The sequence below is a fragment of the Myxococcus dinghuensis genome, assembly GCF_024198235.1.
GTDB classification, from domain to species: domain Bacteria; phylum Myxococcota; class Myxococcia; order Myxococcales; family Myxococcaceae; genus Myxococcus; species Myxococcus dinghuensis.
The window spans coordinates 15,114-29,658 of sequence record NZ_JAKCFB010000068.1 but is presented as its reverse complement, the minus strand read 5'-3'; the positions used below and the strand labels follow the sequence as shown (position 1 = coordinate 29,658).

Annotated in this window: 13 protein-coding genes and 1 pseudogene; 9 read left to right on the top strand and 5 right to left on the bottom strand. The window is 68.4% G+C overall.

What is annotated here, in order from left to right; all coding sequences use genetic code 11:
• From LZ198_RS41005 to LZ198_RS40980, 6 genes are all read left to right on the top strand, one after another.
• Positions 1 to 1,235, top strand: a 1,235-nt coding sequence (locus tag LZ198_RS41005; protein WP_253977629.1) for an alpha/beta fold hydrolase, incomplete at its 5' end; no start/stop codon positions are given.
• Positions 1,232 to 2,584, top strand: coding sequence for an MFS transporter (locus LZ198_RS41000; RefSeq protein WP_253977628.1), 1,353 nt, complete (start codon positions 1,232 to 1,234; stop codon positions 2,582 to 2,584). The genes LZ198_RS41005 and LZ198_RS41000, both read left to right, overlap by 4 nt.
• Positions 2,585 to 2,611: 27 nt before the next feature.
• On the top strand, positions 2,612 to 3,958 hold the full coding sequence (locus LZ198_RS40995) for a hypothetical protein (RefSeq protein WP_253977627.1): 1,347 nt from the start codon (positions 2,612 to 2,614) through the stop codon (positions 3,956 to 3,958).
• A gap of 46 nt (positions 3,959 to 4,004) precedes the next feature.
• Positions 4,005 to 4,739, top strand: coding sequence for an ABC transporter ATP-binding protein (locus LZ198_RS40990; protein ID WP_253977626.1), 735 nt, complete (start codon positions 4,005 to 4,007; stop codon positions 4,737 to 4,739).
• Positions 4,736 to 5,980, top strand: a complete 1,245-nt coding sequence (locus LZ198_RS40985; protein ID WP_253977625.1) for an ABC transporter permease — start codon at positions 4,736 to 4,738, stop codon at positions 5,978 to 5,980. The genes LZ198_RS40990 and LZ198_RS40985 overlap by 4 nt, the downstream gene beginning before the upstream one ends.
• Before the next feature lie 15 nt (positions 5,981 to 5,995).
• The gene (locus tag LZ198_RS40980; RefSeq protein WP_253977624.1) at positions 5,996 to 6,757 is read left to right on the top strand and encodes an outer membrane lipoprotein-sorting protein; all 762 of its coding nucleotides are present in this window, start codon (positions 5,996 to 5,998) and stop codon (positions 6,755 to 6,757) included.
• Between the two features lie 82 nt (positions 6,758 to 6,839).
• Here LZ198_RS40980 and LZ198_RS40975 read toward each other — a convergent pair whose 3' ends face one another.
• Positions 6,840 to 7,793 carry a hypothetical protein gene (locus LZ198_RS40975; protein WP_253977623.1) on the bottom strand — a complete coding sequence of 318 codons (954 nt, stop codon included), beginning with the start codon at positions 7,791 to 7,793 and terminating at the stop codon, positions 6,840 to 6,842.
• Between the two features lie 137 nt (positions 7,794 to 7,930).
• On the opposite strand from LZ198_RS40975, the gene LZ198_RS40970 reads away from it, so the two are divergent.
• Positions 7,931 to 8,923 carry a hypothetical protein gene (locus LZ198_RS40970; RefSeq protein WP_253977622.1) on the top strand — a complete coding sequence of 331 codons (993 nt, stop codon included), beginning with the start codon at positions 7,931 to 7,933 and terminating at the stop codon, positions 8,921 to 8,923.
• A gap of 172 nt (positions 8,924 to 9,095) precedes the next feature.
• Here LZ198_RS40970 and LZ198_RS40965 read toward each other — a convergent pair whose 3' ends face one another.
• The 3 genes from LZ198_RS40965 to LZ198_RS40955 form a co-directional block, all read right to left on the bottom strand.
• Entirely contained in the window at positions 9,096 to 9,653 is a 558-nt protein-coding gene (locus tag LZ198_RS40965) for a dihydrofolate reductase family protein (protein ID WP_253977621.1), read from the bottom strand.
• Between the two features lie 230 nt (positions 9,654 to 9,883).
• Positions 9,884 to 10,723, bottom strand: coding sequence for an NAD(P)H-binding protein (locus LZ198_RS40960; RefSeq protein ID WP_253977620.1), 840 nt, complete (start codon positions 10,721 to 10,723; stop codon positions 9,884 to 9,886).
• Positions 10,720 to 11,595 carry an SGNH/GDSL hydrolase family protein gene (locus LZ198_RS40955; protein WP_253977619.1) on the bottom strand — a complete coding sequence of 292 codons (876 nt, stop codon included), beginning with the start codon at positions 11,593 to 11,595 and terminating at the stop codon, positions 10,720 to 10,722. Before LZ198_RS40955 ends, LZ198_RS40960 begins: the two co-directional genes overlap by 4 nt.
• Before the next feature lie 52 nt (positions 11,596 to 11,647).
• Between LZ198_RS40955 and LZ198_RS40950 the strand changes: the two genes are divergently transcribed.
• A complete protein-coding gene (locus LZ198_RS40950; RefSeq protein ID WP_253977618.1) occupies positions 11,648 to 12,559 on the top strand; it encodes a LysR family transcriptional regulator in 912 nt (303 codons plus the stop codon).
• Between the two features lie 219 nt (positions 12,560 to 12,778).
• A complete protein-coding gene (locus LZ198_RS40945) occupies positions 12,779 to 14,197 on the top strand; it encodes a WD40 repeat domain-containing protein (protein ID WP_253977617.1) in 1,419 nt (472 codons plus the stop codon).
• Positions 14,198 to 14,232: 35 nt separating this feature from the next.
• Here the strand turns inward: LZ198_RS40945 and LZ198_RS43775 are convergent.
• Positions 14,233 to 14,496, bottom strand: a pseudogene (locus LZ198_RS43775) (ATP-binding protein); the annotation flags it as partial.
• Positions 14,497 to 14,545 lie beyond the last annotated feature (49 nt).

Genomic DNA, 14,545 nt, shown 5'->3' with positions numbered 1-14,545 from the left:
AGCAGGTGGAGCCCGAGGCGTTGCAGGGGCTGCTCAAGGAGCGGCTGCCGCGCTTCATGGTGCCCTCGGCCCTGGTGGTGCTGCCGGCCATGCCGCTCAACCCCAACGGCAAGATTGACCGCAAGGCCCTGCCCGAGCCCCAGTGGTCAGGTGGCCAGGAGCGCGAGGCGGCGCTGGCGCCCAGGGATCGCACCGAGCTGGAGCTGGCCTCTCTCTTCGAGACGCTGCTGGGCGTGCGGCCGGTGGGCGTGCGCGATGACTTCTTCGCGCTCGGTGGCCACTCACTCCTCGCGCTGCGGCTGGTGGCACAGATTGAGCGCCGGCTCGGCAGGAAGCTGCCGCTCAACCGGCTGTTCACGAGCGCCACCGTCGAGGCGCTGGCCACGGCGCTCCGCGACGCTCCATCCGCGGGGCCGTCCTCGGCGCTGGCCACGCTGCAGCCCCAGGGCAGCCTGCCGCCGCTCTTCTTCGTCCACGCCATCGGCGGCTCGGCGCTGTCGTTCCGCGAGCTGTCACAGGCCCTGGGCGAGCAGCAGCCGCTCCATGCCTTCCACGCCCTGGGCCTGGAGGGTGAGGAGCCCCCCTTCGAGGACATCCCCACCATGGCGCGACACTACCTCGCCCCGCTGCGCGAGGCCCGTGTCCCCGGGGCCCCGCTGTGGTTGGCGGGTTGGTCCTTCGGCGGATTGGTTGCGTATGAGATGGCGCGCCAGCTCGAGGCCGAGGGCGTGGACGTCTCCGGCGTCATCCTCCTCGACTCGTGGCTGCCGCGGCCCGCCTGGACGGTGCAACCGGACGGCTCCGAGGGCCTGTTCCATCTGGCCCGTGAGCTGGGCCTGACGCTGGAGGCGGACGCGACGCTCACGAGGCTGGCGGCCCTGGCCGTGGAGCGCAGGCTGTTGCCGCCGGCCAGCGCCGAGGACGACCTGCGCCGCGCCCTGCGCGTCTTCGAGGCCCACCAGGTCGCCTTCCACGCCTTCCGGCCCGAGCCCTCGCAGCGGCTGCGGCTGGTGCTGTTGCGGCCCGAGGTGGCCCCCAGCCCCCTGGAGGCCGCGCTGCTCGAGCATGACGCCACCGGAGGCTGGGGCGCGCTGGTGCCCGGTCCGGTGGAGCTCCACGGCGTGCCCGGTGACCACTTCACCATGCTCCGAGCGCCGCACGTCGAGGTGCTCGCCCAGGTGCTCGGCGGCGTCCTCGCGCAGCCGGAGACCACGCCGCGCCAGGAGGTCGCGTGAGCGTGCTGCCCGCCAAGAGCGCGCTGCGCATCTTCCTGGTGACGTGGGTCGGCCGGCTCGTTTCCTATATCGGCTCGGGGCTCAGCAGCTTCGCGCTGAGCCTGTACGTCTACCAGAGCAGCGGCTCCATCACCCGGTTCTCGCTCACCTCGTTCGCCTACTTCCTGCCGCAGTTGCTGCTCTCGCCGGTGGCTGGAGCGCTGGTGGACCGCTGGGACCGCCGCCGCGTCATGCTGCTGTCGGACGTGGGCGTTGGCCTGGGCACGCTCAGCAGTTGGCTGTTGGTGGCCGGCGGCGAGGCGGGCCACTGGAAGCTGCAGCATGGGTACCTCTACCTCACCATCGGCCTGGGCGCGTGCTTCAACGCGCTGCGCGCGCCGGCCTTCCAGGCCACCACCGCGCTGCTGATGCCCAAGCAGCACCTCACCCGGGCCAACAGCCTCCTCGAGCTGGCGGCCGGCACCGGGCAGATCGTGGCGCCCGTGGTGGCCGGTGCCCTCATGGGGCGCATCGGCCTGTCCGGCATCCTCCTCATCGACCTGGGCACGCTCTCCCTGGCCATGGGCAGCCTGCTGCTGGTGCGCTTCCCCACCCCGCCCACGAGCGAGGAGGGCCAGCGGGGACGTGGCGCGCTGGGCCAGGAGATCGCCACCGGTTGGCACTTCATCCGCGCGCGGCCCGGGCTGCTGCGGCTGCTCGTCTTCATCACCCTCGCCAACCTGACCCTGGCCCTGGTGCTGGTGCTGCTCACGCCCCTGGCCTTGAGCTTCACGAACGCCGCCACGCTGGGCGCGCTCATGTCCAGCTCCGGCATGGGGATGATGCTCGGCTCCATCGTCATGGGCGTGTGGGGAGGGCCCCGGCGCCGCGTGCTGGGCGTCATCGGCTTCCACGTGCTCGGTGGCGTCAGCCTCGTCGCCGCGTGCCTGCCGCCCCACGTCGTGGTGCTGGGCACCGCCGTCTTCTTCTTCCTCTTCTCGATCCCGACGATGTCCAGCTGCGCCCAGACCATCTGGCAGACGAAGGTACCCCTGGACATGCAGGGCCGCGTCTTCGCCGTGCGCCGGATGGTGGCCCTGGTGGCGCCACCCCTGGCGGCGCTCGCCGCCGGGCCCCTGGCGGAGCGCTACTTCGAGCCGTGGATGGCCCCTGGCGGCGCGCTGGCGGGCAGCGTGGGGCAGGTGATGGGTACAGGCCCCGGCCGCGGCATCGCGCTCCTGCTCGTCGTGCTGGGCGTCATCATCCTCGTCAACGCCGCGACGGCGTGGCTCTCCCCCGCGATGCGTGAGGTGGAGGAGGCGCTGCCCGACGCGCTCCCCGCGCCCTCCTCGCTGCGCCCCGTCGCCTGACACACCCGGAAGAGAAAGCGAATCATCGTGAGAAGCGTCCTGCTCCACATCCTGATGTGCGCCCTGGTGGCGGTCCCCGGACCGGGGGGCGCCCGCGCGGCGCAGGAGCTCCCAGAGGAATCCGCCCCGCAGGCGCCCGCGGACGAGCCGTGGCTGCGGCACCGCTTCGAACTGCTCGACGAGGTGACGCTCAACCGGGCCGCCGGCTCGCTCTTCAACCCCGGGGGCTCGCTGTACGAACTGGAGCGGCGCAACAACGCGCTGCGCCTCCACGCGCAGCTCGGGGCGCAACTGCCGGCGGGCGTCTCCGTCCAGGCCCAGCTCACCTCGGCCGTGCGCTCCGGGGACGAGACCGTCACGACGCTCGCCGTGCGTGAGCTGTACGCGACGGCCTCGCTGGGCGACCTGGAGCTGTCGGTCGGGCGGAAGATTCTCCGGTGGACCAACGGGTTCGCCTTCAACCCCGCGGGGCTGCTCGAGCCCCTGCGCAGCCCCTCGGACCCGCAGGACCGGCTGCGGCTCCTGGAGGGACGCGAGGTGGCGCAGCTGGACTACTTCCTCGGGGACCACGTCCTGACGGCCGCCTTCAGCTCCGACGTGCTGACGAACGACGATGCGGACACGCGCCGCTACGAGCTGGCCCTGCGGGCCAACGTCCTGGTGCCCTCGTGGAACCTGGACCTGGCCGTCCAAGCCCTCGTCTCCAACGTCCGCAACACCGGCGCGCTGACCTTCACGTACGCGCTCGGCGAGGCCCTCGAGGTCCACGGCGAGGTGGCCGGCACGCGCGGCACGAGCGCGGAGTACCCCCAGACCATCCTCCCGGGGTTTCAGCGGACGCTGCTGGGATTCGATTACCTCGGCCAGATCAAGGCGAACGAGACCCGGCTCTTCCTGCGCTACGTCCTCGGGGTCAGCTACACGCTCCCCTGGGGGACGAACCTCATCGGGGAGTTCTCTCACTCCGACGAGGGCCTCTCCTCGCAGGAGTGGACGCGCTTCCTCGAGCAGGTGGACTTCAGCCTCGAGCAGCGCGCCCGGGGGACATACCCCACCGGGTACGGCGACCTGTCCCTGCCGGAGTTGAACCTCCTGCACGGCTTGCAGCAGCTAGGCCGTCAGCGCATGCGCCGGAACTACCTCTTCCTGCGTGCCTCCCAGGCCTGGATGGCCGAGCGCCTCCAGGGCAATGCGCTGGCGCTCGTCAACGTCGATGACCTCAGCCGTGTCCTCGTGGGCGAGGTGTCCTACCTCGTCCTCCGAGGCGCCACCGTCTACGCCCGGGGCTCGCTGTTCTCGGGGAGTGGCAGGAGCGAGTACGGCAACGTGGGCCAGCGCGCCTCCTTGAACCTGGGCGTGCTGCTCTCCTTCTAACCAACCCACCGCGGCCCGCGAGGCATGGGGCCGCCAGGCATTGGACATGACACAACCGGCGATTCAACTGACGGACATCGTTCGCGACTACCAGCTTGGAAAGACGACCGTCCATGCCGCCCGAGGGGTGAGCCTGGAGTTCCAGCGGGGGGAGTTCACCGCGCTGGCGGGCGCCTCGGGCAGCGGCAAGACGACCCTGCTGAACATCATCGGGTGTATCGACAAGCCAGACGCCGGCAGGGTTCGAGTGGACGGGCAGGACGTCACGGACACCCCGCTTCACCGGCTGGCGGGGCTGCGCAACCGCTACTTCGGGTTCGTCTTCCAGACGTTCAACCTGGTGGCCGTCCTCGATGCCTATGAGAACGTCGAGCTGCCTCTCGTCCTGGGGGGCGTGCCCGCCCGCCAGCGGCGCGAGCGGGTGGAGGCGCTCCTGGAGAGCGTGGGCCTGGCGAACCACCGCCACCACCGGCCCCAGGAGCTCTCCGGCGGCCAGCGCCAGCGCGTGGCCATCGCCCGGGCGCTGGTGACCGAGCCGCTGGCGGTGCTCGCCGACGAGCCCACCGCCAACCTGGACTCGAAGACGGGGGCGGACATCCTCGAGCTGATGGCCGCGCTCAACGCGTCGCGCGGGGTGACGTTCATCTTCTCCACCCATGACCACCACATCATCAACCGGGCCGCGCGCGTCATCTGGCTCTCGGACGGGACGGTGCGCGAGGTGCCCCCTGCCGAGCGCGCCGCGGCCCCCTCGTTCCGCGCGGCGGGAGTGAATTCATGAAGAGCTTCCTCGTCATTCCCGTACGCAACGTGCTGCGCAACCGGCGCCGCACGGCCATCACCCTGCTGGTCATCGTGGTCGGAGCCATGGCCCTCATGCTCTCGGGAGGCTTCTTCGAAAACAGCTACGGCGGCCTGCGCGAGCAGACCATCCGCAACGGGCTGGGGCACCTCCAGGTCCTCTCCGAGCCCTTCCTGAAGGACGGAGAGGAGCGGCCCCTGGCCCAGGGCCTCCAGGACTACCGCGCGCTGCAGACCCGCCTGGAGGCGATGCCCCACGTGGTGGGGACCACGGGGGAGGTGAGCTTCGTGGGCCTCGTCTCCAACGGGGAGAAGTCCGAGGCCTTCCTGGGGCGGGGCGTCGAGCCGGCGCGCGAGCAGCAGATGGGCTTCACCACCCGCATCAAGGCGGGCCGGGCGCTGTCGCTGGAGGAGGCGGCCTTGCCGGACGCCGAGCACGAGGCGCTGCTCGGCGTGGGGCTCGCCGGCGCGCTCAAGGCGAAGGAGGGAGATCTGCTGACGCTGCTGAGCACCACCACGGACGGCTCGCTCAACGGCATCGACGTGAAGGTGGTGGGCCTGTTCACCACCGGGGTGAAGGAGTTCGATGACCGCGCGGTGAAGGTGAAGCTGGGCACCGCGCAGGCGCTGGTGGGCGCGGACCGGGTGACCCGGGTCATCGTCAAGCTGGACGAGACGCGCCACACGGACGAGGTCGTCGCGGCCATCAACGCGGCGGGGCTGGAGGCCGGGGGGCTCAAGCTCCGGGCGCGCTCCTGGTCGGAGCTGGCGACCTTCTATCACCAGGTGGTGCGCATGTACGACGCCATCTTCCTCGTGCTGGGCGTCATCATCACCGTGCTGGTGGTGCTCAGCAGCTCCAACACCATGATGATGGCGGTGCTGGAGCGCGTGCAGGAGATTGGCACCCTGATGGCCCTGGGCGCCCGGCGTTGGCAGGTGCTGGGCATCTTCATCCTGGAGGGCCTCCTGGTGGGGAGCCTGGGCGCGGCGCTCGGCCTGCTCATGAGCTTCCTGGCCATCCAGGGCATCAACGCCGCGAACATCCTGCTGCCACCCCCGCCGACGTTCAGCAGCGGGATTGCCTTGAAGATCAACTTCGTGCCGCGGCTCTGCCTGGTCGTGTTCGTGCTGGTGACCTTGACCCAGACGCTCTCCGCCCTCCTGCCGTCCATCAAGGCGGCCCGGCTCAAAATCGTGGATGCATTGAGACACGTCTAGTGAGGAGAACCGTCTATGTCCAAGTCAATGTGGGGAGGGTTGTGGGGTGGGGTGCTCACGGCGTTGGTGGCGCTGCAGCCGGCGCTGGCCCAGCCGACCGCGCCGGCCGCGCCGACCGCGGAGGAGGTCCTGGCCCAGGCGGACCGTGGGCAGAATGGCTTCCAGTCGTTCGTCGTGGATGTGCGCATCACCAACCACGTGGGCGACCGGGTCGACAAGGTCTCCAACTACCAGGTCTTCATCAAGGGCGGCAGCCGCAGCCTGGTGAAGTTCGTGGACCCCGAGCAGCAGGGGCGGTTCCTGCTGACGGTGGAGGAGTTCATGTGGATCTACCTCCCGTCCGCGAGCCGGCCGGTGCGGGTCACCCCCCTGCAAAGGCTGTCGGGCAACGCCAGCAATGGAGACGTGGCCCAGACGAGCCTCGTGGAGAACTACCAGCCGGTGGCGATGGTGGAGGAGGTGCTGGAGGGCAAGCCCGTCTACGTCCTGGACCTCGTCGCCAAGCGCAAGAGCGCCACCTACCAGGGGGCGCGGTACTGGCTCGCCAAGGACACGCGCCTGCCCGTCCAGGCCGAGTACAAGCTGGCCAGTGGCAAGGTGAGCAAGCGCGCCCTCTTCGCGGAGTACCAGACCGTGGAGGGCCGCCAGGTGCTGCGCCGTCAGGAGATCTACGACCTGCTGCGCAACGAGGAGAAGTCCGTCCTGGAGTACAGCAACTACGTGCGCCGGGAGCTGCCTGACAAGATGTTCAACAAGAACTTCCGCCAGGCGCTCTGAACCGACGGCTCCGGCGAGGCCAGTCCAGCTCCGCGCTGGACCGGCCCGCTCGCCGCTGGGGTGTGACGCTACGCCTCTCCGCCTACTTCTGGTGGCAGACGGTGCACTGGAACGTGGTCTGGGGGAGGAGCGGCGGATCGTTCTTGGTATCGCTGTCGCGATACTTCGCGGCGTTCTCGTGGGCGTTGGTCTGGCGCGTCTCCATCTCCTCGGCATAGGTCCAGGTGGAGTAGGTGGGGAGGAGCTTGGCGTTCTCGTAGGCCGTCACGGCGAGGTCGGGCTGGTTGTTCTTGACCAGGAGATCGCCCATGTGGAACCAGAAGCCCTCGAGGTTGTGGGGGACGAGGTCCGAGCTCCAGCAGGCGCGTCGCTGACCGCCGGTGTTGCTCATCAGGTGCATGTACTGCGTGAAGTCGGGGTTCTGGCGATCGATCGCACCCTCGATGCACACGTCGACGTTCTTCCAGATGTGCTCGATGGCGCCGGCGAACTCGGTGGAGTTCGCGGCCCAGCCGCTCTTCACGAAGGCGACGACGAGGTGGCTGAACTGCGGAAAGAGTTCGATGCCCTGGTCGATGAGGTCGATACTCTCCTGATACAGCGCGAGGTTGAGTTCGACCTGCGAGCGGAAGGCTTTCATGATGCCCAGCCAGCAGTACACCCGCCCGTCGGTGGGACGCAGCTCCTTGGCGCGGGTGAGATACTCTTCGCCCTTGAGGACTTCCTGGCGGCGCGCCTCGGTGCCTCGCGACGGATCGCGCTCCCACTCCGCCGTGTTCCACAGGTAGGTCACGCCGAGCAGCATCGCGACGTCGCCGTCATTGACCGATGAGTCCTGATCGTAGACGGCCTTGAGCGCGGCTCGAACCTCGGGGATGCGCTCGTACTCGGCGGCCTTGAAGATTTCGTCGAAGAGAATCCGGGCGTCGTCGGCTTGCTTTTCGAGTTCCTGAGGGTCCGGGGGCCCCTGGGGATCCACGGGGTCGCTCGAACCGCACCCTACGAGCAGGAGCACCATCAAGAAGCGCAGCTTCATCTCGTTTCGTCCTTTGAATAAAAAACGCCAACAATGAGATTCTCGATTTAGCCGAGTATCATGTACCTGTTGACTTAACAGAAATCCACAGATAAGGAGCGGTAAAACGTCGATATTCTGACAAATGGGAGGATCCCGTGCGTTTTCATCACTTTTGTCTTGTGGTGCTGAGTGTCCTTGGGGCTACGTCGTGCGACGACGACGGCGGTGAAGAGCAGCCGCCTCCGCAGCCGCAGACGGAGAACCGCGTCGACCCGCTGCTCCTTGGCGTCCTCACGGTCCCCGGCGCCTATCCGGTCAAGGTGCTCACCGCGTCGGTTGGCATGGCCACGCCGACCAACACCCTGCATCACGACTATGACGACAGCGTGAATGGCTACGGATGCAACGCGGATCATCTCGACTCCGCTGCCTCGCCGCCCGATATCTATCCTGGCCCGGTCGAGGGCGGCATCGTCACCATCACCGGCTATACCGGCGGCACGCTGCTCGACGGCAGCGAGGCCCCGAAGGTGATCACCTGCAAGCACTTCGAGACTCCCTCGCCGCGTTACAGGTGTGGATACGGGCCGCTCACCGCCGACGGCGATGTGGGTCCGATCATCAACGCGACGCCCTATCCCCTCGACGCCACTCCGATCCGGGACGGTGACGTCATCACCTTCACGAGCACCGGCGGCGGCAAGTTCGGCGGCTTCCCGGCGGAGGGTCAGCCGCCGACGACGTCGACGGCCACGGGCGACCTCACCGCGTCGCTCGGCGACGTCAAGTTCGACCCCTCGCAGGACACGGTGATCGAGGTCTCTTGCCCCGGTGGCTGCCGCGGCGTCGCGACGGCGCGGACCTCCGTGACGCGCAAGACCGACCCCAAGACGACGTCGGGGGGCATGCAGTGCCTGGTCGAGCTCTCGCCGACGAACTCGCGCATCGTCATCAAGAAGGAAGCGATCCGCGTCATGCGCGGCTGCAATCTGGCCGACGGCACGAACTGCGATGCCACGCTCGAGACCGCGGCGATCACCATCGTGCGTTTCAACCCCCCGAACACCAGCTTCGACTCGAAGGGGAACCAGATCCAGAACATCGCGGCGGGCCAGGGCATCTCCGCCACCATTCCGCTCAAGCCGTAAAGGGCGCTCCCGCTCCTCGAATCTCCCAAGGTTCGAGGAGCGGGGCTCTGTACCTCGCCGGATTGTTGAGACACCCGGTGGCGTCACTCCAAACAGACCCCCTCACGCTGATGCGTTGGGTGAGCCGGAGTGCGTGGGCCGGGAGGATTCGGCGGGGTGGGGCCGGGCGTCTTCAGCGCGCGCGCCGGTAGTGCATGGCGACCGCGCCGCAGCGGAGCGGCTTCGCTGAGACCAGCTCGAGCCGTCGCGTGCTGGGCAGACCGCTCTGGTACAGGGTGGGGCCGTGGCCGGTGATCCTGGGGTGGACGAGGAACTTGTACTCGTCGATGAGATCCAGCCGGTCCAGCTCGGTTGCGAGCTTGCCGCTACCGAGGAGCACGCCGGCCGGGGTCGCGTCCTTGAGCTTCTGCACACCCGTGCGCAGGTCGCCGGTGATGTGGTGGCTGTTGGTCCACGGGAAGTCCTTTCGCGTCGACGACACCACGTACTTCGGCTTGGCCTCCAGCTTGACCGCCCACTCGCGCAGCGCCGGCGGGGCCTCCTCGTCGCCGCGGGCGACCGCCGGCCAGTAGCTCTCCATCATCTCGTAGGTGACGCGGCCCCACAGCATCGCCCCGCCCTCGTCCATGAGGCGGGTGAAGAAGGCGTGTGTCTCGTCGTCGGCGATGCCCTCCTGGTGGTCGACGCAGCCGTCCAGGGTGACGTTGAGGCTGAAGGTCAAGAGTCCCATGTGGCGAGTCTAGGCCATACACTCCTGGCGATGGAACGAACGGCAGGCCGTCGCAGCACGTGTCGCCGAGGTGGGCTCGATACTCGACGTTGTCGGCGCTGAGGGCGTGGGTGGACCAAGCCCGTGCGCGGTCTCCCCTGGGCCTGGCGCGTCGTGTCGAGGCTTTGACGCGCGCATGACGCGGCCCTCGAACTCTGGGTAGGTACAGGGCTCCTACCGAAGCTCATCGCTCAGCGAAACGCGTCGGCGTGCTGCGTGACCCAGTTGTCGAAGGAGCGCGGCCTTCGTCCGAGGACGCGCTCCACTCCTTCGTTGACGAGCGCCATCCGCCCTTCGCGGATCGCGCGCCAGATATCGACGAGCGCCGCGGCGTACGGGCCTTTGCCGACGCTCGCCTGGGCCTCCTCATCGGAGATCGGCTCGAAGCGAACCGTCTTTCCGAGGGTGGCGCCGATTCGTGTGGCCATCTCGCCGTAGCTCAGCGCCTCCGGCCCCGTCATCACCAAAGACTCCCCGACGAACTCGCGCGTCGTCAGGGCGATGGTGACCACCTCGGCGAGGTCGTCCGGATGGATGAAGGCGATCTTCCCCTCGCCCGTGGAGGAACGGAGCACGCCTTCGGTGGCGATCGAATCGGCCCAGCCGAGCGCGTTCGACATGAACGCCGCCGACCGGATGAACGTGAACGAGAGGCCGCTCTCTCGAACGGCGGTCTCGCCGCGCGCATGCCACGGGCCGGTCCCCACGCCCGTGCTCACGTCCAGCGTCGAGCGCTTGACCAGGTGCGTCACCCCGGCAGCCCTGGCGGCGAGCGCGAACGCGCGATCCAGGACACCGAGTTTGGAACCGCGGGTCAGGAGAAACACTGCATCGATTCCGGCGAGGGCAGCGGAGAGAGAGGCGCGCGAGCCGGACAGATCTCCGACCCGGACTTCGACACGATTCCCGAAAAGCGCTCGCGCCTTCTTCGCGTCGCGCACGAACACGCACGGGCGTTCACCCCGTGCAAGGAGGCACCGGGTTACCTCCGAGCCGATGGTGCCGGTCGCGCCCGTGACCAGATACTTCATCGCGCCCTCACGTCGGCCCAGCCGCGCACGACTTCGAGCGCGATTCTCTTCTGCCCCTCTTGCGTGAAGTGAAGCCCGTCCTCCAGGAACAGCTCCTGCGGGGGTGGCAGGCCGAGCCTCGCGAACAGTTCGATCGTGGGCTCGTCGAAGGCGGCAATGACCTCGGCGACGCGGGCGATGTCCTCGTTGAGGAAGCGAACCCCGAAGCGGGACAACCCCCCATGCTTCGACACGCGATCTTCGAGCACCGGGGGAGGTGTTACCCACAGACACTGCGCCTTCGTCTCCCGGGCGACGCGCTTGCGGAGCTCCGCGAGGTTGCGTGCCGTCTCTTCGGGAGCGACGAGCGTCTTGCTCGGCGTCGGGCCTTGTGTTCGAGCGTCGTTCACGCCGATGAAGAACAAGATCCAGTCTGGATTCCTCGCGATGGCCCCGCCGATTCGAATCAGGCCGTGTGTTGTCGTGTCACCGGCGACGGCGCTGACGTCGATCGAGATTCCATCCGCGGGACGGCGCGCGGCCAACAGCTCGTTCAGGATCACCGCCCACGACTGCGGATCGGAGGTGTGGCTATCGCCGAACGCGAGGACCCTCGCCCCGGGCCGCAAGGGTAGGCGGTCCACCATCGCGCCCACCGCGGGATCCGCGAGCAGCTCGCGCGCGGCCTCCTTCGCGCCTGTCTGCAGGCGCCCGAGCTCGGCGGAGTAGGCGTCCGGAGCGAGGCCGAGCAGGGCCGCACGCATCGGCTCGGTGAGCGCCGCGGCCCCGGGAAGCGAGGCCACGGTTCGTTCGGGTTGAAGCACCTTCATGAGCCAGCGCGTCTGTTCGGTCGACCAGGTCATGCGCAACGAGATACCGGACGAGACGAGCACGCACTAGTATGCTGCTGGGCAACGGACTCTTGTCATGCATGCAAAAATAGACGTGGACCTCAACGACATCGCTCTGCTCGTGCGTGTGGTGCAACGGCGGAGCTTCTCTGCCGCTGCTCGGGAGCGCGGGGTTCCCGTCTCGACGGTGAGCCGCCGCATCGCCCGGCTCGAGTCGGCGCTCGGTCTGCGGCTCCTCGAGCGCACGACGAGGACGCTTCGCCTGACGGATGCGGGGCGTAAGTACTTCGACCATGCCGAACGCGCGATGGACGAACTCGCGCAAGGCACCGGGCGGGTACTCGAGCTCCAGGATGAACCTCGCGGCCGCGTTCGAATCGCCGCGCCGATCTCCTTCGGACCCGCCGTCGCCAACGTCGTCTACCTGTACCTCGCCAAGCACCCGGGGGTGTCGGTCGACCTGGAGCTCGACGAACGTCGCCCGGACCCCGACAGCGGCTTCGACATCGCGATCCTGACGGAGAAATCGAAGGACACCGACGACTTCGTTGCGCGCGAGGTCCGCCCAATGACCAGGAAGTTGCTGTTCGCGAGCCCGCGTTACCTGAAGGAGCACGGCACGCCGCGCGGAGTCGATGAACTCGCCGTTCACGACTGCATCGCGATGCGCGCCACGGACGGCCACGCGACTTGGACGCTCGCCCAAGGTCGCACGAAGCGACGTTTCACCTTCTCGCCGCGCCTCTACGTGCGCGAGTTCTCCGCTGCCTATCGTGCGGTGCTCGCGGGTGTCGGCATCGCGATGCTCCCCGAGTCGCTGTGCGCCCAGGATGTGGACAAGAGGCACATGGCTCGAGTCCTGGACGGCTGGGAAGGGGAGGCAGCCGGTGTCTATCTGCTCTACCGCGCCCATCGGTCGTTGACGGCGGCGGTACGTACCTGCATCGACCGCCTGCTTGCGGAGCTTCCCTCCACTCAGTTGGTCCGCAGCGCCCGCGAGAACTGACATCTCGTCAGCGCGCCCTCGATGCCGGGTGCGAAGAGTCTTTGAGCGAGGCTCAGTCCGCAAAACGCGTGTCCCGGAAACCGCAGGGCAGGTCACTTCACCCTGGACAGCGTCGAGCCCCGCGCGTTCGATCTCCTGGTGAGCACCGGCCGCCCCCACCCCGGTGAGCGTGTCGGTGGCTGCCCCCCAGCGGGAGGTGAGGATGAAGGCAGGCGCACCGTGAAGCAGGACAGGCACCTTCACAGGCCGAGCACGAAGCTCGAGGGTCACTCCACGCCCATCCTCGCCGCGGACTGGCTCGCGGACTCGTCCCGGCTCGTCTCGGCGGCGGCGGCCGACTCCACGGTCCGCGTATGGGACGTCGCGGCCGCGCGGACCGTGTCGACGCTCACGGTCGCCGAGGGGCTCGACAAGGTCCGGCTGTTCCCGACTGGAGACCTGCTGGCCGCGATATTCGAGGACAATGTCGCCCGGGTGTACACCCTGGACTCTGGCAGGATGCTGGCGAGCGCACCTCTGACGGCGTATCCCACGGCGCTGGTGGTCTCTCCGGACGGCGTCGTGTACTGGGCGGGCCATGCCGCCAATGGCGACGTGGTCTGGTCGTGGACGCCGGGCTCGACTCCGAAGCCGCTCCTGAAGGACATCCACACCTTCGAGCCCACCCGTGGCCTGTCGCTCTCCGAGGACGGGACGAAGCTGTGGTGCTTCTTCGAGTGGGACCTCGTGGTGCTCGATGCGCGGACAGGACAGGAACTCTCGCGGTTCAAGGGAGAGCGGGACATCGCCATCGGGCCGGGCTTCGTGCTGCCGACCGGGCCTCGCGTGGTGGGCGTGAAGTCACTCCTCAACCGGGATGACGAACCGGTTCGGCCGCGCCTCTACAGGTGGGACCACGAGACCGGCGGGGGGGGCTGGAGTTCGGAAATCCTGGGGTATGGCCACGGTTATGAACCGGTACTGGCGATGGCCCGGAGCACGCGCTGGCTCGCGGCCAGCGGCCCGGAGGGTGTGATACTCGTTTCGAGTCGTAGCGGGCGGGTGCTCGGGGGGCTGCCCTGTCAGGTGCGCCCGTCGGACATCTCCTGCCTGAGCGTGTCTCCGAATGACCGCTTCGTCGCGGTGGGTACCTCGAAGGGCGACCTGATCGTCCACGACCTCGGCGGTGTGGACCTGGAACCTGACCTGGCGGTGCCAGGCATTCCCAAGCGCTCACGCGGAGGCAGTCCGCTCCTGCTGCGGCTGCAGAAGCGGCCGGGACTGTGGCTCCGGGTGCATGCGAATGGCGAACTCGAGAAGGCCGAGGGCGATGCCCGCACCGACTCGGTCATCATGACCCCGGTCGCCCAGCGAGGGAATGCGGCCGTCCACCCTCCCGTCCTCGCCTGGGAGCTCCGCAGGCGCCTCTGGCCGCACGACCTCACGCAGCCTTCGTCCTCGAAGAGGGCCCATGGCGTGCAGGTCTTCATCGGAACCGACCTGGTCGTCGAGGGCTATATCTGCCTCGAGGGCCCGGAGAACGTCCTCGGCTTCGACAGCGCCCCCGATAGTGTCGGGGAGCGGGTCGACAGAGAGCTCAGCGCGCGGAGCATCCTCGATGGCATCAAGGACCTGCTGTCGTCGTTGCCGGGCGACTGATCTCGCCCCCACCATGCCCAGGAAGGCAGCTCGACGGTGAACCCGCTGTCCTTCCCTGGCTGTGTGCTCATCGACACCTTGCCGCACAGGACCGTTTCCCGCTCGCGCATCAGCATCAGCCCCAGCCCCACTCCCGGCGTGGACTCGTGCTCCAGCGTCTCCACCTGCAGGTTGGGCTCGAAGATGCGCGCCTGCGCCTCCGGAGAAATCCCCGTCCAGTGTCGCGCGCGCAGCCGCCGCGTGTCCGCCACCACCTCTGTCGAGACATAGACGACGCCACCCTGCTGGGTGTATTTCACGCCCTCTGGTCGAATAGCAGAGAGGGCCGACTATCTCGCCGGTGGAGCA

What these genes read in the sequence shown, in the direction of transcription:
- LZ198_RS40965 (WP_253977621.1), bottom strand. Translation starts at nt 9,653, where the DNA reads ATGGGACTCTTGACCTTCAGCCTCAACGTCACCCTGGACGGCTGCGTC.
- LZ198_RS40960 (WP_253977620.1), bottom strand. Translation starts at nt 10,723, where the DNA reads ATGAAGTATCTGGTCACGGGCGCGACCGGCACCATCGGCTCGGAGGTA.
- LZ198_RS40985 (WP_253977625.1), top strand. Translation starts at nt 4,736, where the DNA reads ATGAAGAGCTTCCTCGTCATTCCCGTACGCAACGTGCTGCGCAACCGG.
- LZ198_RS40990 (WP_253977626.1), top strand. Translation starts at nt 4,005, where the DNA reads ATGACACAACCGGCGATTCAACTGACGGACATCGTTCGCGACTACCAG.
- LZ198_RS40980 (WP_253977624.1), top strand. Translation starts at nt 5,996, where the DNA reads ATGTCCAAGTCAATGTGGGGAGGGTTGTGGGGTGGGGTGCTCACGGCG.
- LZ198_RS40975 (WP_253977623.1), bottom strand. Translation starts at nt 7,793, where the DNA reads ATGAAGCTGCGCTTCTTGATGGTGCTCCTGCTCGTAGGGTGCGGTTCG.